The sequence below is a fragment of the Sinorhizobium sp. B11 genome (assembly GCA_039725955.1).
Classification (GTDB): Bacteria; Pseudomonadota; Alphaproteobacteria; order Rhizobiales; family Rhizobiaceae; genus Rhizobium.
In genome coordinates this window covers 3,390,737-3,413,236 of record CP091034.1, presented here as the reverse complement: position 1 = coordinate 3,413,236, position 22,500 = coordinate 3,390,737, and the positions used below count along the sequence as shown (strand labels likewise).

General features: G+C 61.7%; 26 protein-coding genes and 1 tRNA gene. 15 read left to right on the top strand and 12 right to left on the bottom strand.

Going from position 1 to position 22,500, the window contains the following annotated elements:
• Nucleotides 1–288: 288 nt before the first annotated feature.
• From LVY75_27015 to LVY75_27000, 4 genes are all read right to left on the bottom strand, one after another.
• Nucleotides 289–567: a hypothetical protein gene (locus LVY75_27015; GenBank protein ID XAZ22433.1), complete on the bottom strand. Its 279-nt coding sequence runs from the start codon at nucleotides 565–567 to the stop codon at nucleotides 289–291.
• 14 nt (nucleotides 568–581) lie between these two features.
• Nucleotides 582–1,256, bottom strand: coding sequence for an SOS response-associated peptidase (locus LVY75_27010; GenBank protein XAZ22432.1), 675 nt, complete (start codon nucleotides 1,254–1,256; stop codon nucleotides 582–584).
• A gap of 1 nt (nucleotide 1,257) precedes the next feature.
• Complete coding sequence (locus LVY75_27005; GenBank protein ID XAZ22431.1) at nucleotides 1,258–1,428, bottom strand: hypothetical protein; 171 nt, start codon at nucleotides 1,426–1,428, stop codon at nucleotides 1,258–1,260.
• An 84-nt stretch (nucleotides 1,429–1,512) separates the two neighbouring features.
• Nucleotides 1,513–2,421 carry a LysR family transcriptional regulator gene (locus tag LVY75_27000; GenBank protein XAZ22430.1) on the bottom strand — a complete coding sequence of 303 codons (909 nt, stop codon included), beginning with the start codon at nucleotides 2,419–2,421 and terminating at the stop codon, nucleotides 1,513–1,515.
• 101 nt (nucleotides 2,422–2,522) lie between these two features.
• Between LVY75_27000 and LVY75_26995 the strand changes: the two genes are divergently transcribed.
• Nucleotides 2,523–3,446 carry an SDR family NAD(P)-dependent oxidoreductase gene (locus tag LVY75_26995; GenBank protein XAZ22429.1) on the top strand — a complete coding sequence of 308 codons (924 nt, stop codon included), beginning with the start codon at nucleotides 2,523–2,525 and terminating at the stop codon, nucleotides 3,444–3,446.
• Nucleotides 3,447–3,510: 64 nt separating this feature from the next.
• On the opposite strand, the gene LVY75_26990 is transcribed toward LVY75_26995, so the two are convergent.
• The 4 genes from LVY75_26990 to LVY75_26975 all read right to left on the bottom strand — a co-directional run bounded on the left by LVY75_26990 (nucleotide 3,511) and on the right by LVY75_26975 (nucleotide 5,780).
• Nucleotides 3,511–3,957: a carboxymuconolactone decarboxylase family protein gene (locus tag LVY75_26990; GenBank protein XAZ22428.1), complete on the bottom strand. Its 447-nt coding sequence runs from the start codon at nucleotides 3,955–3,957 to the stop codon at nucleotides 3,511–3,513.
• 95 nt (nucleotides 3,958–4,052) lie between these two features.
• Entirely contained in the window at nucleotides 4,053–4,490 is a 438-nt protein-coding gene (locus tag LVY75_26985) for a cupin domain-containing protein (protein XAZ22427.1), read from the bottom strand.
• A 15-nt stretch (nucleotides 4,491–4,505) separates the two neighbouring features.
• Nucleotides 4,506–5,258 carry an NAD(P)H-binding protein gene (locus LVY75_26980; protein ID XAZ22426.1) on the bottom strand — a complete coding sequence of 251 codons (753 nt, stop codon included), beginning with the start codon at nucleotides 5,256–5,258 and terminating at the stop codon, nucleotides 4,506–4,508.
• A gap of 9 nt (nucleotides 5,259–5,267) precedes the next feature.
• Nucleotides 5,268–5,780 (bottom strand): Rrf2 family transcriptional regulator, encoded by a 513-nt coding sequence (locus LVY75_26975; GenBank protein XAZ22425.1) that lies wholly within the window; start codon nucleotides 5,778–5,780, stop codon nucleotides 5,268–5,270.
• Between the two features lie 175 nt (nucleotides 5,781–5,955).
• Between LVY75_26975 and LVY75_26970 the strand changes: the two genes are divergently transcribed.
• A complete protein-coding gene (locus LVY75_26970; GenBank protein ID XAZ22424.1) occupies nucleotides 5,956–6,360 on the top strand; it encodes a nuclear transport factor 2 family protein in 405 nt (134 codons plus the stop codon).
• Nucleotides 6,360–7,463, top strand: a complete 1,104-nt coding sequence (gene ada / locus LVY75_26965; protein ID XAZ22423.1) for a bifunctional DNA-binding transcriptional regulator/O6-methylguanine-DNA methyltransferase Ada — start codon at nucleotides 6,360–6,362, stop codon at nucleotides 7,461–7,463. Before LVY75_26970 ends, ada begins: the two co-directional genes overlap by 1 nt.
• A gap of 127 nt (nucleotides 7,464–7,590) precedes the next feature.
• On the opposite strand, the gene LVY75_26960 is transcribed toward ada, so the two are convergent.
• A complete protein-coding gene (locus LVY75_26960; GenBank protein XAZ22422.1) occupies nucleotides 7,591–7,731 on the bottom strand; it encodes a hypothetical protein in 141 nt (46 codons plus the stop codon).
• A gap of 301 nt (nucleotides 7,732–8,032) precedes the next feature.
• Here LVY75_26960 and LVY75_26955 point away from each other — a divergent pair, with 301 nt between their 5' ends.
• The 11 genes from LVY75_26955 to LVY75_26905 all read left to right on the top strand — a co-directional run bounded on the left by LVY75_26955 (nucleotide 8,033) and on the right by LVY75_26905 (nucleotide 18,237).
• The gene (locus LVY75_26955; GenBank protein XAZ22421.1) at nucleotides 8,033–8,629 is read left to right on the top strand and encodes a prolyl oligopeptidase family serine peptidase; all 597 of its coding nucleotides are present in this window, start codon (nucleotides 8,033–8,035) and stop codon (nucleotides 8,627–8,629) included.
• A 35-nt stretch (nucleotides 8,630–8,664) separates the two neighbouring features.
• Entirely contained in the window at nucleotides 8,665–9,570 is a 906-nt protein-coding gene (locus tag LVY75_26950; protein XAZ22420.1) for a hypothetical protein, read from the top strand.
• A 2-nt stretch (nucleotides 9,571–9,572) separates the two neighbouring features.
• Nucleotides 9,573–10,253, top strand: a complete 681-nt coding sequence (locus LVY75_26945) for a TetR/AcrR family transcriptional regulator (protein ID XAZ22419.1) — start codon at nucleotides 9,573–9,575, stop codon at nucleotides 10,251–10,253.
• Nucleotides 10,254–10,338: 85 nt separating this feature from the next.
• Entirely contained in the window at nucleotides 10,339–11,793 is a 1,455-nt protein-coding gene (locus LVY75_26940; protein XAZ22418.1) for an MFS transporter, read from the top strand.
• Between the two features lie 140 nt (nucleotides 11,794–11,933).
• Nucleotides 11,934–12,101, top strand: coding sequence for an SDR family oxidoreductase (locus tag LVY75_26935; protein ID XAZ22417.1), 168 nt, complete (start codon nucleotides 11,934–11,936; stop codon nucleotides 12,099–12,101).
• Between the two features lie 214 nt (nucleotides 12,102–12,315).
• Nucleotides 12,316–12,933, top strand: a complete 618-nt coding sequence (locus LVY75_26930) for a hypothetical protein (protein ID XAZ22416.1) — start codon at nucleotides 12,316–12,318, stop codon at nucleotides 12,931–12,933.
• Nucleotides 12,934–12,974: 41 nt separating this feature from the next.
• Nucleotides 12,975–14,909, top strand: coding sequence for an AAA family ATPase (locus tag LVY75_26925; protein ID XAZ22415.1), 1,935 nt, complete (start codon nucleotides 12,975–12,977; stop codon nucleotides 14,907–14,909).
• Between the two features lie 12 nt (nucleotides 14,910–14,921).
• Complete coding sequence (locus LVY75_26920; protein XAZ22414.1) at nucleotides 14,922–15,431, top strand: hypothetical protein; 510 nt, start codon at nucleotides 14,922–14,924, stop codon at nucleotides 15,429–15,431.
• Between the two features lie 78 nt (nucleotides 15,432–15,509).
• The gene (locus LVY75_26915) at nucleotides 15,510–16,139 is read left to right on the top strand and encodes a DUF5343 domain-containing protein (GenBank protein ID XAZ22413.1); all 630 of its coding nucleotides are present in this window, start codon (nucleotides 15,510–15,512) and stop codon (nucleotides 16,137–16,139) included.
• Nucleotides 16,139–16,651, top strand: coding sequence for a DUF4145 domain-containing protein (locus LVY75_26910; protein XAZ22412.1), 513 nt, complete (start codon nucleotides 16,139–16,141; stop codon nucleotides 16,649–16,651). The genes LVY75_26915 and LVY75_26910 overlap by 1 nt, the downstream gene beginning before the upstream one ends.
• Nucleotides 16,652–16,674: 23 nt before the next feature.
• Nucleotides 16,675–18,237, top strand: a complete 1,563-nt coding sequence (locus tag LVY75_26905) for a hypothetical protein (protein XAZ22411.1) — start codon at nucleotides 16,675–16,677, stop codon at nucleotides 18,235–18,237.
• A gap of 934 nt (nucleotides 18,238–19,171) precedes the next feature.
• On the opposite strand, the gene LVY75_26900 is transcribed toward LVY75_26905, so the two are convergent.
• Nucleotides 19,172–19,248 (bottom strand) — tRNA-Arg (locus LVY75_26900).
• 172 nt (nucleotides 19,249–19,420) lie between these two features.
• Between LVY75_26900 and LVY75_26895 the strand changes: the two genes are divergently transcribed.
• Nucleotides 19,421–20,191 (top strand): hypothetical protein, encoded by a 771-nt coding sequence (locus LVY75_26895; GenBank protein ID XAZ22410.1) that lies wholly within the window; start codon nucleotides 19,421–19,423, stop codon nucleotides 20,189–20,191.
• A gap of 66 nt (nucleotides 20,192–20,257) precedes the next feature.
• Here the strand turns inward: LVY75_26895 and LVY75_26890 are convergent, their stop codons facing one another.
• Together LVY75_26890 and LVY75_26885 are read right to left on the bottom strand one after the other, a co-directional pair.
• A complete protein-coding gene (locus LVY75_26890) occupies nucleotides 20,258–21,040 on the bottom strand; it encodes an ATP-binding cassette domain-containing protein (protein ID XAZ22409.1) in 783 nt (260 codons plus the stop codon).
• A gap of 14 nt (nucleotides 21,041–21,054) precedes the next feature.
• Nucleotides 21,055–22,365: a sugar ABC transporter permease gene (locus LVY75_26885; GenBank protein XAZ22408.1), complete on the bottom strand. Its 1,311-nt coding sequence runs from the start codon at nucleotides 22,363–22,365 to the stop codon at nucleotides 21,055–21,057.
• Between the last annotated feature and the right edge of the window lie 135 nt (nucleotides 22,366–22,500).

The following is a 22,500-nucleotide window of genomic DNA, read 5'->3' as shown; positions in this document are numbered from 1 at the left end:
TCGTCTGTGTCGCGGCTATTAAGTTCGCGGTTCAAGGCATCGAGCTGGACTAGATCGTCTCTGTGCCGCGCGAACTCGGTCCTCAGCTCCGCGTCGGTATACCCCCTCAGACGCAACATCTTCCCCCCGGTTGCATCGTAGTTTCCTCAACAATAGTTATCTTAAGTTGAATCAGTTTCGCAATATCTTGCATCACCAATAGTTTGCGGCGTCGATCGGCCGGCGGAAAGTCGGAGAATGGGCTTAGGGGACGGAAATTCGGACTGATAATTTAGAGGGCTACGGCTGTCAGACAGACTCTCGGTTCAATATCCGCAGCGTTCTGATCTGGCCCGCCAGCGCCAGCAACGCCTTCGCCACCGTCTCGTCCGATATCTCGTCGATGTGCTGCGCGATGTCCTCGATGACCCGCTCGGCAGACTCGTCGACGGGCGAAACCTTGCCCGTCTTGACAATCAGACCTCGCAGAGCGCCGGATGCGGTCACGCCTCGTTCGAGGAGACGCCGCCGGTCGGAGAGGGCCAGCGTCTGAACGCGGTTCGCCGCACGCACGAATTCCGAAATCATGTCAGTCGTCACAGTCACAGGGAATTGACCTCCGGAGCGGGCTTGCCATCGAACTTCGAGGAGTTCACATCCCGCAATACGCGGTGGAATTCCACCTTGTCGTCCAGGTTCGCCTGCAGCAGTTCCTTTGCACGAGCAGGAGCCGTGCCAGCGTCGAGCCACTCCTTGTAAGCTTCCGGATCGAGGATGACCGGCTGCCTGTCGTGAAGCGTCTTCATCGGATCGTCGGCGGGCATCGTGACGATCGTGCAGCTCGTGACACCCAGCTTGTCGTTCCGCGCCCAGACTCCTGCGAACGAGAAAGGCTCGTCGCCCGGAAGATGGATGTGCCACGGATCCTTCTTGCCGTCAGCCTGGTTGACGGTCCATTCGTAGAAGGCCGATGCCGGGATGAGACATCGCTTGCTCTTGAACGCATCGCGAAAGGCAGGCGCGGTATCGACCGTCTCGATCCTTGCATTGAACATCGCGGCCTTCGGAAGCTCCTTCGCCCAGAACGGAACCAGCCACCATCGCGCCTCCTCGGCCATCTGCCGCCCTTCGGCGTCGTTGTGCACCACAAGCACTGTCTGGGTGGGAGCGATGTTGAAGCGCGCCGCCGTGTTGCGGCCGCGCTCGATGTCCCACGGCAAGTCGTAAAGATCGACGAAAGCCGGCCACTCGTGTTCGAACGTGAACCGTCCGCACATGTCACCGTCTCCTGAGCAGGGCGAGATCGCGTTCGACGTCTCGGTTTGCGAGAACCGCCAGCATGGCGTTGTCCGCCAGTTCGACGAGCGCCGCAGCTACCTCCTCGGGACGCCAGCCGGCGGCCATCCCGGCGAGCGCGACTTCCGACACGCCGTCGGCGCTTCCTGGCATCGGAGGAAGCGATCCGGATGGACTCCGGGCGGAGGGGGTGCGACAGCCTTCATGACAAGGAGAATGGTGCCGCTTGAGCCGTCGTCAAGGCGCGGCCCGAGACCATCCTTCGGCTTTCAGGAAATCTAGGAAGGCGCGCATGCCCGAACCGAGGTGTCGATGCCGCGGGTAGTAGAGGCATAAGCCGGGGTAGGGCGGCGTCCAGTCGTCCAGCACCTGCCGCAGCTTCCCGTCGGCGAGCGCATCGCCCGCCATCCATCGCGTCACGTAGGCAAGGCCGGCGCCGTCCAGCGCCGCCGCAAGAAGAAGTCTGGACTGGTCGACGACGAGATTGCCGGTCGTCGACACGACGACATCCTCGCCGCGGCGCTGGAACTCCCATCGATAGATCGACCCGCCCGCCATTCGAAGCTGGACGCATGGGTGAAGCGCGAGGTCCGACGGCGTCGTGATCGCAGGAGCACCATCGAGATAGGCAGGCGACGCCACGACAATGTGCTGCTGATCCGGACCGATCGGGATGGCAACCATTTCGTCAGGAACGAGTTCGGCCGCGCGGACGCCGCAGTCGAATCCTCCTTCGGCGATGTCGACCAACCTTCCCTCGGATCTGATCTCGAACCGCATTGCGGGCTGAAGCTTCATGAAGCGGGTGAGCAGCGGCATCAGCACCTGCTCGGCGGCGCTGGCGTCGCAGTTGATCCGCACGAGCCCGGACAACGACGTAGCCTGTTCGTGCAGTTCCTCGACTGCGAGGCCGATTTCCGCAAGCGCCGGCATCAGTCGCTCCGCAAGTCTACGCCCCGGTTCGGTCAGCGATACGTTCCGGGTCGAACGGTGGAAGAGCTTCACCTTGAGACGTCTCTCAAGTCCGGCGACTGCATGGCTCAACGCGGACGCCGTCTGGCCGAGCGTTCTTGATGCGGCACGAAACCCACCATGCTCGGAAACGGCAAGAAAGGCCGCAAGCTCGCCGGGCGGAAGCAAGCTCACTGTACGGATTATCTCATCATTGCGTGTAGCGTTGGTCATCTAGTTCACGAATGCCACGCGCTTATCTTCCGGGCAAGTCGAATGTCTGAAGGAGCATGATCATGACTTCACCCATCCCATTCGGGTTTTCATCGACCGCCGCCGACGTTCTGGAAGGCGTCGACCTTGCCGGGCGAAACGTTGTTGTCACCGGAGGTGCTGCGGGCATCGGACTGGAGACGAGCCGCGCTCTCGCGGCCGCAGGCGCGGCTGTGACGATTGCGGCCCGCCGCCCGGACGAGGCCGAGAGAGCTGTCGCCGAGCTACAGCGCGCAATGCCCGAGGCTCGGCTGCGCGTTCGCCGCCTCGATCTCTCCGATCTTTCTTCCGTAACGGAATTTACGGAAAGCTGGGACGAACCCCTGCACGTCCTCGTCAACAACGCAGGCGTCATGGCCATCCCGGAGCTGCAGAGGAGTGCGGAAGGGCGGGAGATGCAATTCGCAACCAATTACGTAGGCCACTTCGCGCTCGCACTCGGCCTGCGGAAGCATCTGGCCAGAGCGAACGGCGCCCGCGTCGTTTCCGTCGCCTCGACCGGCAACCTGTTTGCGCCCGTGTTCTGGGACGATCCGGACTTCCGCTTCATTCCATACGATCCGCTGCTCGCCTATGGCCAGTCGAAGACGGCCTGCATCCTCATGTCCGTTGGGATCAAGCGGGCGTGGGCATGCGACGGCATCACGTCGAACGCTCTCAACCCCGGAGCGATCGCCACGGGGCTACAGAAGCACACCGGCGGCCTTCGGACGCCCGAACACCTGCGCAAGACGATAGAGCAGGGGGCGGCCACGTCAGCTTTGCTCGCGGGATCGCCGCTCGTGGAGGGAATTTCCGGCAGATATTTTGACGACTGCCAGGAGGCGCCGGTCGTCGATGAGCGCGGAGCCGGGCCGTTCAAAGGTGTAGCAAGATACGCGGTCGATCCAGAGAATGCTTTTCGTCTCTGGGAGATGGCGACGCGGATGGTCTTATCGCCGCTGTAGTTGAAGTAACTGCCGGACCGCGAACGGACCGGCAGGTCGGCTTTTTCGGAGCGTTGCGACGCGATCAGGCCTTTGCCGCCACCGGAAGACGGAACGGCGCACCAAGCCGGTTGAAGGCGTTCATCGCGGCGATCGTGATCGTCAGATCGACGAGGTCCTTGGGTTCGAAGGCGGCCGCGGCGGCGGCATAGGCCTCGTCCGACGCATGGGTCTGGCTGACATTGGTCACTTCCTCCGCCCAGGCGAGTGCGGCCCGCTCCTGGTCGTTGAACAGGTGAGGCACCTCGTCCCACACCGGAACCAGCGTGATCTTGTCGACGGACATCGTCTTGCGCAGATCGCGGCTATGCATGTCGATGCAGTGGGCGCAGCCATTGATCTGCGACACGCGCAAAAAGACGAGGTGGATCAGCTCGGTCGGCAGGTTGGTCTTGGCTGTGACATAGTGGTGGACACCGAAAAGCGCCTTGGCACCGTCGGGGGCGACTTCGGACCAGTTCAAGCGAGACATGTATCTTTCTCCTTCATTGAGGGCACGGTTTTCCGTTCGCCGGAGAACCGCCGTTAGGTGATGTATGGTTTAGCGAATGGTTGCCGGAGGACGCGCTACGGCTTGCGCGGCGTCGTCAGGACGGTGTCGTCGGTATCGACGACGAAGACGGCGAGCAGCTTCGCCGGCTCGGTCTTGCTGGCATTGGCGCTGACGTCGTGGCGGTCGCCCGGCAGCTCGGTGAAGTTCTGGCCGGCGGTAAAGGTCTTCGTCTCGCCACCGTTTACAGCGCTCTGGATCGCTCCCTCGAGAACTGTGGCGTAGATCAGCGCGGACTTCGCATGCGTGTGAGCCGAGCTGTAGCCGCCGGGGCCGTATTCGACGAGCACGCCCTTGACGCTCTTGCCGGTGACGTCGGGCAGGGGGTGCTCGTAGACGAGCGTCACCTTGGCATCCTTCGTGTCGTATGCGAGTCCCGGCTTTGCAACGTCATGAGCTGACGCGGTGGCAAGGGAGGCCGCAAATGCCGCAGCCGCGTATGAAATGGTCTTCATGTTCGTAGGCTCCTTCTATGCCTTTAGCCATTCGGCGACCGTGACCCGGCCCTTGATGTAGTCTCCGCCGGGAACCAGGGAGCCTGTCACGACTGGAGCTCCGAAGTAGTCGACGGCGGCGTCGGCGGCCACAGGTCGGGCATCGCTCTTGGAGCCGAGATACGTCCGGATGAAGGATTCGAAGGGAGCCCGCTCCGGCCCGGCAAGATCAACTGTTCCGTTCTTAGGCTCGCCCAGCGCGGCCTCCACCAGGGCGGCGGCGACGTCGTCGGCAGCGATCGGCTGGAAGTCGATATCCGGCACCTTCACCACGCCGTCGGCTGCATATGCGCCGGCCAGGGTTTCGATAAACTCGTGGAACTGCGTTGCTCGGACGATTGTATAGGCCTGACCCGACGACGCGACGGCCTGTTCCTGCGCCAGCTTGCCGGCCATGTAAGGATTGGCCGCGAGCTGGTCGGCATTGACGATCGAGAGCGCGACGTGATGGCGCACGCCCGCGGCCCGTTCGGCGCTCGTCAAGTTCCGGCTCGACTTCCCGAAGAAGTCGGTAATCTCGGCCTTGTCGAAGGACATCATGTTCGACACGTCGATGACAGCGTCGGTGCCCGCCAGTGCGGCTTCCAGTCCTTCGCCCGTGTAAGCGTTGATCCCGTTGCGGGAGCTTGCAACGACGGCTTCGTGGCCGGCATCCTGCAGCAGCTTCACTGCCTTCGAGCCGATGAGGCCCGTGCCGCCGATGACGACGACCTTCTTCATCTTGGTCATGGTGCTCTCCTATGACGAGGCGCGATTGCCCGTCTTGCGTTCGTGGAGTTCGAGGAAGGCGCATCCGCGGGCGGCGATACCGCCGTCGTCGTCTGCGCCGAGGTCCGCCAGAAGGTCCGCGACGGACACCTTGGCGAGTTCTGCGCGATAGGCTTTTTCAGCCTTCAGCATCGCGGCGTTGATCTGGCAGGGTTTCGTGAAATAGCGCTGCGGCAGAGGGTTCGGGCCGCGCTGCCGGATCTCGGCACACCGGAAGGCGGGCGACGGCCCTTCGACAGCAAGGACGATGTCGAGGAGGCTGATGTCCTTTGGCGCTTTCGCCAGCCGATAGCCACCCTTCGGCCCCGACGTCGTCGCAACGATGCCCGCGCCGGACAGCGCCTGCAGATGCTTCAGCAGGTAGCTGGTGGATACGCCGTGCAATTCCGCAAGGGCTGCCGCCGACAGCACGCCGTCTTCCGACAGACCCGCCAGGAATGCCGTGCAGTGTATCGCTTGCTCGACGCCTTCGCTCAGTTTCATGTTGCATCTCCTAATCGTGGATATAAAATGTCTACGATTTGGATCGGTGTCAATCCCTGATCACGTAGACTGTTCGAAAATCGGGATATGAGATCAGAAAACGGAGTTTCGACGCCTTGGTGCCTCGCCATAGTCAAGACGCTCGCAGGAGCAGAACAACAACGAAGGACATCGAATGACCACCAAGCTCGCACTCTCCTCGACGCCGGAAGGCATCGTCCCGGCGCTTCTCGCCCATCTGAACTCGCTCGACGTCGAGACCATGCTCGGCTTCTACGACCCTGAAGGCTTGATCGTCGATGCCGCGGGCGTTGCTCACGTTGGCAAAGACGCGATCGGCAAGGAGCTTGCCAAGTACTTCAGCCTGGGCCTGCAGATGTCGATCACCCAGCGTCACTTGTTCGTCGCCGGCGACGTCGCCTCTCTCATCCTCGACTGGTCGTACATCGGCACCGCGAAGGATGGAACCGAGATCAACATGGTGGCCACCGCGACGGACATCGCCCGCCGCGGTCCGGACGGTCTGTGGCGTTACCTCATCGACAACCCGTTTGGCTCGATGCAGAGGAATGCAGCCTGATGGCGGAAGCGGCGGACATCGGAAATGCAGCGACAGGGCTCGTGTTCCGCGGCGTCGTCACGACGGGCGTCTACTGCCGGGCGAACTGCATCTCGCGTCCGCCTAGGCCGGAGAACATGCGCCGGTTCGTCTGCGTGGCGGAGGCGGAAGCCGCCGGCTTCCGCCCTTGCCGGAGGTGCCGCCCGAATGAGGAGGAGTTTGCGAAGAGGAATACGACCCTGGTAGCCGAGGCCTGCAGGCTGATCGATGCCGGAGACGGCTCGCCAACGGTGGCGGCTCTTGCGCACGCCCTTGGGATCAGCGAGGGGCACTTCCATAGGATATTCCGCAAGTGCACTGGAATGACCCCGCGCGCTTACAAGCAGGAAAAGCGTGCTGCCCTTCTGCGCGATGGCCTGAAGCCAGGCAAGACGATCACGTCGACGTTCTACGATGCGGGGTATGGTTCGAGCGGGCGCTTCTATGCCGTTTCGAACAAGGCGCTCGGCATGGTCGCGACCGCCTACAGGGCGGGGGGCCGTCAGGAGAGGATCAGGTTCGCTATCGGCCAGACCTCCCTGGGCTCGATCCTCGTCGCGTCGAGCGACAAGGGCGTCGTCGCGATCCTGCTCGGCGACGATCCGGGCGCCCTTCTCGTCGACCTGCAGGAGCGGTTTTCGAAAGCCGATCTGGTCGGAGGCGACGCCGAATACGAGCGGGTTGTCGCACGGGTCGTCGGCATGGTGGAGGCGCCGCAGGTCGGGCTCGACCTCCCGCTCGACCTGCGAGGCACCGCTTTTCAACGACGGGTTTGGCTGGCGCTGAGCGAAGTCCCGCCGGGCCAGACTGTAAGCTATGAGGAACTTGCCCGTAGGATTGGCAGCAGGAAGGGAGGAAAAGCGGTCGCCAGCGCCTGCGCTAGCAATCCTCTCGCCGTCGCCATCCCTTGCCATCGTGTTACGAAGAACGACGGATCTTTCTTCCGCTACACGTGGGGGCTAGACCGCAAGAGCGAGCTTCTACGGCGAGAGGGAGTGGCGGCTTCGCAGGATGGATCCGAAAACTCTTCAGCGGGTTCAAGCGCATGTAAGTCAATGTGCCGGTCGGACTGGCGGCGGCTCTAGTCAGGCTCGGCACCGCCTTCTGGGGTTTGCACGCGTGTTCTATGGGCCCTTTCGATATCGATGTGATCCATTTTTTGCTCCGATGTGCTGCGAAGACGGTCCATTACGTTCGGGCTGCTGCAGCGGTTCATTCTGAAGATGTGTTGGCCGCCGCCAGCCGGAGCTTCCGGAGGCGCTCGTTCTTCTCTTCGCGAAGCCGCCGCTCTTCGTCCGCCGCGTCGGCCGCAATCTTGTTCGTGTGTTCGAAAGCCGCCGCGCGTTGTTGCACGGTCAAGGTCTTCCTGACCCTGCTTACCATGACAATCATCCTTGAGGGTTTCCTCATATATGGGATGATTGCGAAGGCGCTTCAATGGCTTGAGGCCTCCTGTCCAGTAGCGTACGGCCGACCTGTACTCCTTGCGAAGGCCCTCCCTGCACACCATTTACTGTGAGCCACCCCATCATCACGTGAGCTTCCGCAGCGGCGTCCGCCGGCATCTGCGTGACGGCTTGCGTGTGGGGTGAGACGGCCGCTCCCTTCCTCAGGTCGAGCGCCGTCGGGCCATTTCGAAACCTTCAGGATCGTCATGTTATCTCGCGACCACCTCGTTATCTTCCTGCATGGCATCGGAGCCTCCGGCGCCCAGCTCATGCCGCTGGCATCGTCCTGGCGCAGCAGTTTGCCGAACACTCGGTTCGCCGCGCCGGATGCCCCGATGCATCACCGTTACGGCCACCAGTGGTTTTCGACGGAAGGCAACCCGCTCGATCCCGCGAAGATCGCGGCCGCCCGTGAAGCATTCGACGGACTGATAAACGATGTCATCCGTCGCGAAGGGTTCGCCGATGCTCCCGACAGGATTGCCTTCGTCGGCGTCTCGCAGGGAGCTATCGTCGCCCTGGATGCGGTCGCGTCCGGTCGCTGGAGAGTCGGGGCTCTCGTCTCCTTCGCCGGGCTTCTTCCTCCGCAGCCGATCTCGCCGACAAGCAAGGACACGCCGATCCTTCTCGTGCACGGTCAGGCCGATACGACCATTCCCGCTGCCGCATCGACGCTCGCCGCGGCGCAGCTTGGAGCCACCGGCTTCGCGGTCGAGCTGGACGTGGAGCCCGGTGTTGGACACACGATTTCGAGCGCCGGCGCAGCGAAAGCGTTATCCTTCCTGAAGAAGTCGCTCCTCTGAAAGAAACCCCGCGAGCTCCCGACCGTTTCCCTGCCATGACCGATGATCGCCACGATGAGATCGAAGCAGTCGACCCGCCTCAGGAGACGGTGTCCTTCGCCTTCGACCGGATGACCGTCGCAAGGTTCCGGGAAGTCTTCCCGAACGCCCGATGGTCGGACACGCTTCAGGCATGGACGGTGCCCGGCAAAACCGCTCGAAAGCGCATCGACCGATGGCTTGCGTCCGAGGCCGACCGCAGGACGCCCTACGAGGAGGAACGTGGCCGCGACGCGTATGAGTTTAAGCCCATCCTCAGTCCTTACCTGCAGGTCCACGACCGCGGGTTCCGCGTGAAGACCCCGTTCTCAAGGACGGTCGTCGACGAACTCCGGCATATACCCTTTGCTCAATGGAACGGAGACCACAAGGTCTGGGAGATTCCCTACGCCTCGTACGACGACCTCCAGCACCGATGGGAAGCCATCGAGGAGGCGGCGAAGAGGGCGGAGCCCGAGGAGCGTCGGAAACGTGCCGAGGCTCGGAAGGGGACCGACGAGGAGGCGAAGGCGAAGCGACGGACGACGGAGCGGAGGAAGAAGCGCTTGCCTCTCCCAAGCGACGATCTTCCGCCGCTGGGAACGCCTGTGGCGACAACCGCCTTCGGGATCGTCGTCATTACCGAGATCACAGGTGAATTCGTCAATCCGGAAGAGATCGCCGAACACCATCCGGACGCCGACGACGAACATGTCTGGGCAGGTTGGCGCGCCGCGACGCTGGACGAACTCGTTCATACATGGCCGGCGCGAGCAGACCCCGGCGACTACGAGCGGCTCCGGGGGTGGTGGCAGCCGACGCTCCAGGAGCTGAGAGAAGCTAGAAGCATCGCGAAGGGACGCGAAAGGCGGAGACGACGCTCAGCAGATAATGCGAACGAGAGTTCATCAAGTTTGAAGTAGCAGTGGCCGAATATCCGAAGAGAGGCCAGATTTCGCTTGCATTGGGGACCGCTTGGTTCCATATTCCCATCATGGCACAGCGCACTAAGACATCACCATCAGTTGGACGGCCCCGCGAGTTTGAACTCGACGATGCTGTTCGCAAGGCGATGAGCGTTTTCTGGGACCGCGGATACCACGATGCATCTCTTCCCGACCTGCTCGAAGGTATGGAGTTGTCGAGAGGTAGTTTCTACAAGGCTTTCGTTGACAAGCGAGGAGTATACCTGCGAGCGCTTGATATCTACATCGAGGATGCCATTCGCAAGACTGGCGAAATCCTCCATTCCAATTCATCGCCCAAGGCCGCAATCAAACAGGCATTTTCGCGGCACGTTGAAGAGTCCTCCGGCAACGAGGGACTGCGTGGATGTTTTGCCGTGTTGTCGGCCGTCGAAATGCTTCCTGCGGACGAAGAGGTTTCCAAACGGATCGCACGCCTGTTTCGGCGTCTGGAGGACCTTTATGCGGCGGCGGTTATTCGAGCTCAAACCCTGGGCGAGATCGATTCCGCGCTCGACGAGCGAACACTCGCGAAATTCCTCGTGTGCCAGGTCCAAGGAATGAGAGTGCTCGGGAAGGCGGGAGCTGATCCCGGCGCCACCAAAGCGATGGTCGACTTCGCGCTGAAGGCGCTCGACTGAGCTTAAATAGGAACCAAATAGTTCCAAAATACGACTATTTTTCACAAGCTGATCGATCGGTTCTGCCGATCGACATGAGAGATCCATGGAACATGTCCGTACCCTTGAGCAAGTCCCCGATCCGCGCAGATGGACCGCGTTGGCAGTCCTGTTGACAGGAGCGTTCCTCCCGCCACTCGACTTTTTCATCGTCAACGTGGCGTTGCCTTCCATAAGCGAGGACTTCCATGCCTCCGCTTCGACGATGCAACTGATAATCTCCGGCTACGCCACCACCTACGCGGTCATGCTGATCACCGGTGGGAGGCTTGGAGACCTCTATGGTCGGCGAAATGTCTTCCTTGCTGGAATGATGGCGTTTGCAGCCGCCTCCGCCCTCTGCGGTTTCGCCTGGTCTCCACTGGTTCTGGTCGTCGGCCGGATACTTCAGGGCTTCGCCGCCGCGATTATGGCGCCCCAGGCTCTGGCATCGATAAATGCCATATTTCCCGATCGAGAGAAATCGAAGGCATTGAGCTTCTACGCCCTCACGTTCGGGGTGGCGTCGATGGCCGGGCTGTTCCTGGGCGGAGCGCTGATCGCGCTAAATGTCCTTGGTCTCGGGTGGAGAGCCATATTTCTTGTCAATCTTCCCGTGATCGCCGTAGCCGCACCGTCCGCGATAATGACCCTGCGCGAAACCCGCTCGGACCATCCTAGCAAGCTGGATCTGGGAGGAGCCGTACTCATCGCGCTCGCGCTTTTCGCGCTGATCTCGCCGCTGATCGAGGGCCGGGAACAAGGGTGGCCGATCTGGTCGCTTTTAATGCTTGCCGCATCCCCGCCACTTCTCCTCCTGTTCTGGCAACATGAGCGGCGACTCGAGGCGGCAGGAAGAGATCCGATCCTGGCACCGCGCCTACTGCGGGCGCCCGGATTGAAGCGCGGCCTGCTCGCCGCCTTGTTCTTCTACGCCTTCGCCGCATTCTGGCTGACGTTCTCGGTCTTTGAACAAGCGGGCCTGGGCCGTACGCCTTTCGAGGCCGGACTAGCAGTACTTCCCGCAGCCGTCGGCTTCGTCCTCGGCCCATTCGCTAGCGGACAGATATTCCGGGTCTTTGGCAGATACTCCACTGCCGCGGGCATGTCCCTGGAAGCGGCAGGTCTAGTCGGAACGGCCGCTCTTGTCTCATTCGGAGCGCCGACGCTCCTCTCTATCGCGCTGTTTGTCGTCGGCGCCGGGCAGGGCATCGCGTTGCCGAACCTTGTTCGGACAGTCGTGCAGCGTGTCGGCCCGACGCAGTCTGGTTTGGCCTCCGGGCTGGTGAATTCGATGCTTCAGATCGGTGGAGCCTTGGCGACGGCTCTTATCGGTGGATTGTTCTTCTCGATCATAGGCTCGTCCACCTATGCGACATCCATCGGTCACGCCTACAGCATCGCAGCGATCGCTATTGCTATCTGTCTACTTGTCGCAGCTTGGCTTTCCGTCAGCCCACCAATGGATGATGACGCTCGCAGCCAGAGCGATACGCTCGATTCCTCCGGTCGGACCCATTAGGAATACCCCTGCAGGTCCAGCATAGAAATGAGGTACACCACGATGCTCAAGATAAATAACTCTCTACTCGCCGGTAAGCGAGCACTCGTGACGGGTGCCGCTCGGGGAATCGGTGCCGCCGTGGCCCAATCGACACCGACTTGAACCCTGCCGACGGCGCTCTGGCTCCCGCTATTCTGCCAAGCTTGTCGATCGCGCGATACGGTCGACCTCGGGAAGTGGCGAAGGCCGTCGCGTTCCTCGCGGGACCCGGTGCAGGCTACATCACCGGATCGGGAATCCTCGTCGACGGCGGCGTAAGTGCCTAAAAGGACTTTTGGCTGATACCGGCAGCGCCAAGGAGAGCTTCTTGGGCGACCACCCGAAAAAGCGACTGCCGGCTTGACGCCCGTGCTCTCGTTCCCTATCTGTTCCCGCATCATGTATCAGATCGCTCGCTACGCCTCGTCACGAATACGCTGACCGACTGCCGGACCTGCTCGTCCGGTGTCCGCCCATCCGTATTGTGTTCACGAGGGTGCCATGAAGAGCATTCCCTACGAGAGGCCGCCGGGCGATGTCGTCCCGCGAAATGAGCCTCCTCGCTTCTACTACCCGCTTGCCACGGTCAAATGCTTCGGGTCTCCCGTCTTCCGGAGCCAGGACGCCCGCGACTTCGCGTGTCTTCTCGATGTCGATCCGGACATCTTGCGGTGGACGTGCGAAGGCGTCGAGCTATCCTACGGCGGCGAGACCTACCGCGTCGACTTCGTCGTCACTGGCACGGACGACCGCACCTTCATGGTCGACGTCGCCGAGGACGCACCGAAGCCGCCCGAGTGGATCGAGCTTGCCGTCGGCAGGCTGGGTCACGCCTACCGGCCGGTCTCGATGCACGACTTCGTCGACAGCAACCGCCTCGCCAACGCCAAAGACCTCCTTCGATACGGCTTCTACAGATGCCCGCTCGGCGACCGCGTGCGAATCCTCGCCGCGCTCGACGAGATGGGATCGCTTACCGTGGCCGAAGCGCTTTCCGCCTTCCGGGAGGGTAGGCCCATGGCCTGCCTCGCCGCACTGATCCTGCAAGGATTCCTGGAGGTCGATCTGGACGACGCCCTGATCGGCCCCGAGACGGCCGTCCGCCGGATACGGGACTGAGACCGCCCATGTCGTCTCATCTCGTAATTCAGGACAAGTCCATGAAGAACCACATCACTCCGCGGAAGCGCTTCGGCCTTCCCGAACAGCTCGCGTACGCATCGCTCAGGAGCGCCATCAGGCCGCTGCTCAGGGCGGACGGATTCGTCGCCGTCGTCGTCGTCCCGCCCGGTGCCGACATCGGCCCATACTTCCGCGCGGCCGACGCCATGCTCAGCAGCGGCAACCGCTACAGGAAGATCACAGCCATCGTCGACTTCGACCCGAAGAGGCCGCTGAACTCCGCGAAGGAGATCGCGGGGGCGCTCGACGAGAAGAAGGTCGTCCTCCTCTTTCCGGACGAGGCCTCGATCACGGTGGCCGCCCGGCTCGCCGCGGACGTCGTCGTTCACCTGAAGCCGCCGACCATCGATCAGGCGAAGGGCGTCTTTCGTTCGCTCTACGGCGGCAGGCTGACAGACCAGCAGGCGGAAATCTTCCTGCTCCTCGACGAGGAGATGCAGCGGGCCGTCGTGCGTCCGGGACGAAGCGTCGGCCGCATGCTGGCCCAGCTCGTCATGCGTCCTGAAGCGCCGCGCGACGCCAGCAAACCGCCGCCCGGACGAGGATTCGAAGACGAGGAGGAGCTTCGCCTCGAATCCATGAGCGGCTACGGCGAAGCCCGCCAGTGGGGACTGCAGTTGAAGCAGGACCTGAAGGACTGGAAGGACGGCCGCATCCCGTGGAGCGACGTCGACCGGGGCCTCCTCCTGTCCGGGCCGCCGGGTGTCGGCAAGACCATCTATGCAGAGGCGCTGGCTAACACGTGCGGCGCGAAGCTCGTCGTCGGCTCCGCCGCCCGCTGGCAGGCGAAGGGCCATCTCGGCGACATGCAGCGGGCGATGTTCAAGGCTTTCGAGGATGCCCGAAAGGCCGCCCCGGCAATCCTGTTCATCGACGAGATCGATGGATTCACCGACCGCGAGAGCGACCACGGCCACAACAGCAGCTACGTCCGGCAGGTGATCAACTCCTTCCTGGAATGCCTCGACGGAACGGTCGACCGGGAAGGCGTCGTGGTCGTCGGCGCCTGCAACAATCCTGCCGTCATCGATCCCGCGATCCTTCGGCCCGGCCGGCTGGACAACCACGTTCGGCTGCCTCTGCCGGACGCCGAGGCTCGGGTCGGAATCCTTCGCCACCATCTGCGCGGCGACCTTCCGGACGAGGACTTCGCCCAGTTCGCCGATGACAGCTTCGGCCTGACCGGCGCGGACATCGCCCGGATCGTCCGGCTGGCCCGCCGCGTCGCCCGGCGCGACCGGAGGGCGGTCACCGGTGCGGACGTCATGGGGAGCCTGCCGGGACGCGTCCCGCTCTCGGAGAAGTTTCGCTGGGCGCTTGCTATCCATGAACTCGGCCATGCCGTCGTCGCGGTGGCCACGGGCGCCCGGAAAGTCTGGGGCGTCTCCATCGAGAGCAGGGCGTCCGCTTCGCTGGAGCGTCAGATCCTCGGCGGCGCCGTGCTCGAAGGCGGAGACCTCGCCAACAACGGCAAGCAGTTCTACCTCGACAACATCGCGATCCACATGGGCGGCATGGCAGCCGAGCAGGTCTTCGTCGGTCATCACGGCGACGGCGTCGCGTCCGACCTCGACGGGGCGACGCGTATCGCGATCATCCTCGACCGCCACCTCGGCATGAACGGCATGCTCGCCTCGTGGCCGGCGGGAGTCGACGAGAGGCTAATCGACGGCGCCCGCCGGGACGACGGCCCGCTGCTCAAGAGGATCGAACCCGTCCTGCAGGAGCAGCTAGCCCGCGCGAAGACCATCATCGAATCCTATCGCACCTCGGTCGAGGGCCTCTGGCTAGAGCTGATCGGGGCAGGGCATCTGACAGGAAAGCAGATCGTCGACGGCCTGAAGCCGGACCACAACAAGGACATGCCGACGCCGAAGACGCGCCGCAAAATCAGACAGCGGCTGCACGGGTAAAGGAGAGACAGCATGAGCATCGAATCCATGACGACGGTCGAGCCGCAGAAGGTCAGCGGCTGGAAGGGACTGAGCGACGCTGCACACTTCGAGAGGCTGAAGACGGCCCTGTCCCGATCGAAGGGCCGCGCCCGCTTCGACCGGGCGGCTGCCGACCGTATCCTGGACGACCTCCGGCACGTTGCCTATCGGCGCGGTCGCCGGGCCGCAGAGGTCTTCCAGTTCCTCGATCAGGACTTCATCGACGCGGATGAAGACCTGTCGATGGCGCAGGACGACCTGAACCGGATGTCGAGAAATCTGCCGTTCCTGCGGGAGGTTACGGCCGTTGTTGAAGAGATCGAATCCATACGGGATGAGATGACTGAGGAGGCGCGACTCTTCTTCGGGTGGAGGCCATATGCTGATAAATGGGCGTTCCCGAATCCTGTATGGATCGAGCTGCGGACGGCGTTTCAGGAGGGGCGGGATGATATCGAACCGGGATTCGCCACAAGTCATTGCCTAATATTCTGCTCATAAGGCGACCTTGATCTCCGCGACATCTTGCGACTCATCCAAGCGTTGTGGTGTTCTCTGAACACTTGCGCTGGAGGTTATATGGGCGACTTCGCTTACACAAATGTTCCGGGAAAGATTAAACCACTTCTGGATAAGATTCGAACCATTGGAATTCCTCCAAAAGTCGGCACGCCGTGGCTTAAGACGATTGGTTACACCTCCAGCAACGACAAGTCTCTTGTCGGTGTCTTGAAATTTGTAGGACTGATCGACAGCTCCGGCACGCCTACTCCGATCTGGAACGGTTTGCGTGGTTCCCATCATAAAAAAGTCCTCGGCGAGGCGATCATGAAAGGATACGCGGAATTATACGCGATCTATCCCGATGCTCACACGCGAACCAACACTGAAATCGGCCACGTCTTCACGACCAGTTCGACGGCGGGCCAGCAGGTGATTTCAAAAACAGTTGCGACCTTCAAAGCGCTGGTTGCGGAGGCTGATTTCTCGGCCGATGCGGCTAGCGCCGATACTGCCATCCATACCGGGCCACTGCATACCGCACCGGTGCAATCAGCTCCGACTTCGCCGACAATGCCGAATATGCAGAACGGGCCAGCCGTTCATATTGATATACAGATTCATATTTCGCCTGAGTCTACCGCTGAGCAGATCGACAAGATTTTTGAGAGCATGGCAAAGCATCTATACGGTCGCAAGGACGACTGATGGATGCATTAAAAAACATCATTCTGACCGGCAAGGCTATCCATTCAGAACTGACGGACGATCTTAAGCCGCCGGAAGAAGGGCTGCATGCGAAAACTCAGTCGGTCATCAACATGTCGCTGGTCCGAGGTACTCGCGGCTACATCGAGCGGATTGCAAACCAGGTGAACGGCGCCTACGAGAACGGGTGGTACGACGCAGCAGCGGTCATGCTTCGGCGACTGATTGAGACTTTGATAATCGAGGCGTTCGAAAAGCATTCGATTGCGGACCGGATCAAAAATCCGGCTGGAGACTTCTTCTTCCTGCGCGATCTCATCAACGCCACACTGGCTGAAGCGACCTGGAACTTGGGGAGGAACACCAAGCAGGCGTTGCCGAAGTTGAAGGATATCGGCGACAAGTCCGCGCACAGTCGCCGATATGTGGCGCACCGTAGCGACATTGAACAACTCGTCCCGGATGTTCGAACTGTCGTGCAAGAACTGCTATTCCTCGCAGGCTTGAAGTAGTCTCATCACTCTTACGGTCGTCCATGGTCGATAAACCTGACAACGTCGGCGAGTATTTCGAGCAGTTCCGTCCCGCCATCGTGCGATCAGAAGGGTCGACGGAGTCCGAACGATACTTGGCGACGCTCGCGGATCGAACGTTCCTGAACCTATGGTCCTACCCTAATCCCTATCGATCGCAAAAGCTGGGCGGCGCCGGAGACGGCAAGGAGATCTGCGACCTGCTGGTGGTGTGCGATCCGCACATCCTAATCTTCTCCGAGAAGGACATAACCTGGACCGACAAGCCCGTCGACGTGGCATGGTCAAGATGGTGCCGACGCGCTGTCTTCGATGCTGCCGCCCAGCTCAAGGGCGCCGAACGATGGCTCAGCGAATTCCCGGACCGTATGTTCCTGGACAAGCTTTGCGAGGTTCCGTTCCCGCTTGAGCTTCCTGCACCCGAACGCCGTCGGGTACATAGGATCGTCGTTGCGCGAGGTGCGAAGGAGGCCGGTCGTCAGTTCTTCGGCGGCGGCCTTGGGACCTTCGTCGTGCTGCCATCTCTCAAGGGAAATGATCACCACAGGCCCGACGCCGAAAACTTCATGCCGTTCTCCATAGGCGACATCGACCCTGCAGGGGACTTCGTGCACGTCTTCGACGACGTCTCGCTCGACATCGTCATGCGCGAGCTGGACACGATTTCCGATTTCACCGAATACCTCGATAAACGGGCGGCCTTCATCCGGTCGGGTCGGCTGGCGAGCGCGCATGGCGAAGAGGACCTGCTGGCCTACTACGCAATCCGTATCAACGACGAGGGCGATCATGACTTCACGCCACCCGAGGGCCGTACCTGGGACGAGATCGGAAGCCTTGCGATCGAGCACGGCAACTGGGCGCGGTTCATCAACGACCCGCGATACAAGGCGAAGAAGCTCGCCGACGAGGTTTCGTACACGTGGGATCGGCTGATCGAAACGTTTACGGGCCATCTTCTGGCGGGGACGTCCATCGTGCTCGAGGGGCACAGCTACTCGCTGACCAACAGCGAGATCGCCGTCCGACACATGGCGTTCCAGAACCGATTCCTTCGCAGGAGCCATAGTCAGGCTATTCTCGGCGCATTGGAGATCGGCCGAACCACCGACGTCTTCTTCCGCGCGATGTTGTCTCCCGCTGGTTCGAAACACAACGAGACTGGCTTCTTCTTCATGACGCTGAAGTACCTCCGCTGGATGGACGAGCGTGGAGGCTACGAACAGTACCGTCAGATGCGCACGTTCTACATTCAGACCTACGCGCAGGCATTACTCATGAAGCATCCGCATCTGCGGCAGGTCGTCGGTATCGCGATGGAACCGCCAGGACAGGGGCGGGGATCTTCAGAGGACATCATCTTCGCGCAGCAGACCGATTGGACAGAGGAAGACCGAAAGCAGAACCAGGACGACTGCGCGAACCTCAACATCATGGGGCGGGTGAGGGAGACGCCCCATCACGGGGAAGAATTTCCGGATGTGGCTTTCGCTCGCCCGAAGCGGTTCGAGGGTAACCGCAAGCAGCGGCGGGCAATGGCAGCGAAATCCAGACGACGGAGGTGATGTAAGCTGCCACGAGCGTCAGCCGCAGTCCTTCGGCGGCGTGTACTAAGGGTTCAGGGGGTCGCGCCGGTCCCGGACAGCCTTTTCATCCATCGCAAGGACTCGTGACTGGTGCTTGTGCTCTGAGACCGCCGTTTCATGCTTGGCCGCGAGCAAGATACACGCGAATCTGACATCAAGACGAATGGCGCCCCCGAGCGCTCGAACCGCGACGAGTCCTTCTCCAACTCGTGCGCGGAACTGCGGTTTTCGAGCGACTGATGCGGAATAGACGCACAGTCGCTCTGCCTACGCCACGAATACACGCATGAGAAGAGCTTCCCCGCACTGGCTCGGACCCTCGTGTCGCCCTTGAAAAACTCCGCCTGATTTAAGAACTCGTTACATTTCAGTCGGTTAAATTGTTGACAAGAGATTTCGGTCCGTTAACCAACTTCCTCTGTGGCGTGACTTAAGCTTGACAAAGTACAGCATTGTAGGAAGCTTACACTCTCTCGGTTATTACGTCAGTACACTACATACGAATAGCGATCCTGAAGACAACACCTTAAATCGGCAAGCTGTCCAAAGCATTGGCGTTAACGCTCTGTGTCGACCGGGGGCATCCGATGGAAAACGTCCATCAACTTTGGCGGGATTCCTTCTGAAACTCGGATGCCGTTTTCGAAATCCCATGGTCAACAGACAGTTAAGGAAGCCGTCCGCGAACGGGCGCAGCGGAAGCTTGAACCGGTTTCGGTTCCGAATGCGTAGGGCGAGGCACCATCAACACGATGCCGCTGCGGACGGATCGCTGATCAAAAAAGAGCTTACAGGAGGCTCGTCCGGGCGCTTTGAGCGTCGGACGCCATCTGAATCCACGGTTATGGGTTCACAGTCCACGCTTAGCGGCATCCAGTCCGCGCTTATGTGGCGATGCAGAATTTTGAAGCGGTGGCGCACCCGACAGGATTCGAACCTGTGACCTTTGGAATCGGAATCCAACACTCTATCCAGCTGAGCTACGGGTGCATGCCTGACGATGTGACTCGTCGTCCGATGACGTGGTTCTTAGCCTAGCTTTGGCTCTGCTTCAATCGCGAAGTTCGCGGAATTTCGGCTCGTTGCTGTTATCCGGGATTTTCAAGGCGATGGGGCGTGGCTAAAAGCTTCCTCTGATGGTTAGGTTTTCATTGGGGATGAGATGGGCGAAGCGGTTTTCGATCTGGCGCGGCGGGCGCGGTTTGCGGGGCTTTCCGGGAATTTTTCGCTGGGGCATGAGATCCTGGATGGAGCCGTGGCGCAGGCCGACGAGGATGCCGGGGCGCGGGCGTGGATAGCGATCGAGCGGGGGCGGCTTTTCAACAGTGCCGGGGAGCCGGCGCGGGCGCTGCCGTTCTTTAGTGAGGCATGGGAACTAGCGCAGCGGGCAGGGGACCATGATCTGGCTGTCGATGCGGCGCATATGCTGGCGATCGCGTCCGATGTCGAGGCGGCAGAACGGTGGGTGGCGGTGGCGCTCGATTATATCGAGGCGCAACGCGCAAGCCCGCATTGGCGAGGCATGCTGCATCACAATCTCGGCTGGACCTATTTCGAGGCGGGGCGCTTCGAGGATGCGCTTGGCGCCTTCCGGCGGGATGAGGCGATCCGGGAGACCTCCGGCAACGCACAGACGCTGAAGGTGGCGCGGTATGCGGTCGTGCGTACGCTCCGGGCATTGTCGCGGGTGGATGAGGCGATTGCGCTTGGCGAGAGGGTCGTGGCGCTTGCGGATGCGGCCAATGATGCGGCGCCTTATGTCGATGAAGAGTTGGCCGAGTGTTATGCGGTGAAGGGCGAGATGGAGGAAGCGCAGCGCTTTGCGGCGCGGGCGCATGCGATTCTCTCGGAGAATGCGTCCTTCGTGCGGGATGAGCCTGTCAGGCTGGCGCGGCTTGCGACCCTTGCCGCGGGTGCTGCGGCTGCGGGCTGATGCCACAAATGAAAACTCCGCCGGGCCTTTCGGGCGGCGGAGTTTCCTTGCTGGATGCTGCTTGTATCAGACTTGCATGGCGCCGGGCCCGGGGATGGCCTTCGGCGGCACCTTGCCGAGGATGATCATGCCGAGCACCTCGTCCTTGGTCACATCCTCGGTGCGGGCGTGGCCGACGACCTGGCCGTTCTTCATCACCGAGACACGGTCGGCGAGGTCGAAGACGTCGTGGATGTCGTGGCTGATGAGGAAGATGCCGATGCCTTCCTTTTTCAGCTGCTTGATGAGCTCGCCCACCTGGGCCGTTTCCTGGGGGCCAAGGGCTGCCGTCGGCTCGTCCATGATCAGGATGCGGGCGTTGAACAGGATGGCGCGGGCAATGGCGACGGACTGGCGCTGGCCGCCCGACAGTGCCTTGACCGGCTCCTTGAAGCGCTTGAAGTTGGGGTTCAGGCGGCCCATCACCTCGCGGGCGGAATGTTCCATCGCGACGTCGTCGAGCGTGCCCCAGCGGGTCTTCAGCTCGCGGCCGAGATAGAGGTTGGCGGCGGCGTCGACATTATCGGCGACGGCGAGCGTCTGGTAGATCGTCTCGATGCCGAACTTCTTGGCATCGCGCGGATTGCGGATGTCGGCCGGTTCGCCATTGATCAGGATCTCGCCGCTATCACGCTTGTAGGCGCCGGAGAGGATCTTGATCAGGGTCGACTTGCCGGCGCCGTTATGGCCGAGAAGGGCCACGACTTCACCGGGGTAGAGATCGACGGAGGCATTGTCGACGGCGTGGATACCGCCGAAGGAGATCGAGATATTCTTCAGTTCGACAAGGGGAGTGCGTTGTTCAGCCATGGTTCGTACTCCTCTTACTTCGCACGGGAGCGATAGACAGTGTCGAGCCAGACGGCAATGACGAGCACCGCGCCGACGACGACGTTCTGGATGGGCGTGTCGACATTGGCGAGACCCATGCCCGACTGCAGAGACTGCATGACGAGCGCGCCGAGCATGGCGCCGGCGATCGTGCCGGTGCCGCCTGCCAGAGACGTGCCGCCGATAACGGCTGCTGCGATCGTATAGAGTTCGTAGGTCGTGCCCTGCGAGTTGGCGGCGGCGTTGAGGCGTGCCGTGGAGATCGCGGCGGCGACGGCTGCGAGGAAGCCCATCAGCGCGAAGATGCGCACGGTGACCCAGCGGGTCTTGATACCGGCGAGCTCGGCTGCTTCCGGGTTGCCGCCGATCGCGAAGACATAGCGGCCGAAGCGGAGACGCGTGGCGATGAAGGTCATGACGATGCCGACGAGGATGGCGATCAGCACCGGCACGGCAATGCCGTAGGGGATCATCAGCCCGCCTTCCGGCATGGTGATGTTGTTGGCCTCGGCATAGCGCTTGGCGATCGCCGGCGGCCAGTAATAGATCGTCGATACCCAGATCGCGCCGAGCACCATGGCACAGCCGAGGATGCCGAGGACATATTCCGCCCAGAGCGGACGGCGCGGGAAGTTGAAGCGCCGGCGCTGGTGGCGCGAGCCGATGATCGAGACGACGATCAGCACGCAGGCAGCTGCACCGATGATCCAGCTCCAGGTGGCGCCGATCGCGCCTTCGGCACCGCCGCCCATGATGCGGAAGGTGGTGTCGAGGGGAGCGACCGTCTGGCCGCTCGTGACATACCAGGCAAGGCCGCGCCAGGCGAGGAAGCCGCCGAGCGTGACGATGAAGGACGGCACGCCGAGGAAGGCGATGATGACGCCCTGAAGCAGGCCGATGGCCGAGCCGACGAGGAGGCCGGCGACGAGCGTGATCACCCAGGTGAAGGAATTGTCGAAGCCGAGATATTGCGGCAGGAATTTCGCCTGGACCACGCCCATGATCATGGCGACGAAGCCAAGGATCGAGCCGATCGACAGGTCGATGTTTCTGGTGACGATGACCAGCACCATGCCGGTCGCGAGAACCGCGATTTCGGTGGTCTGGACAGAGAGGTTCCAGAGGTTTCGGGGCGTGAGGAACAGGCCGCCGGTATAGAAGTGGAAGCCGACCCAGATGACCAGCAATGCGCCGATCATGCCGAGAAGGCGGGTGTCTATTTCCGTTGCCCGCAGGAAGCGCGTGAAGGGGCCTTCAACTGCCGTGCGTGGGCCGGACGAGGTCGATTGGGTGATGTCTGCCATGGGTTTGCCGTTTCCCCCATTTGTTTGGGCGCAGGCCTGCTCCTGATGGGAATAGCTGGCCGATGACCGCCCTGTTCTTGTTGTGACCACCGGGACGCTTCCGAAAATAGCCGATCACAACGGCACTATTCTGGC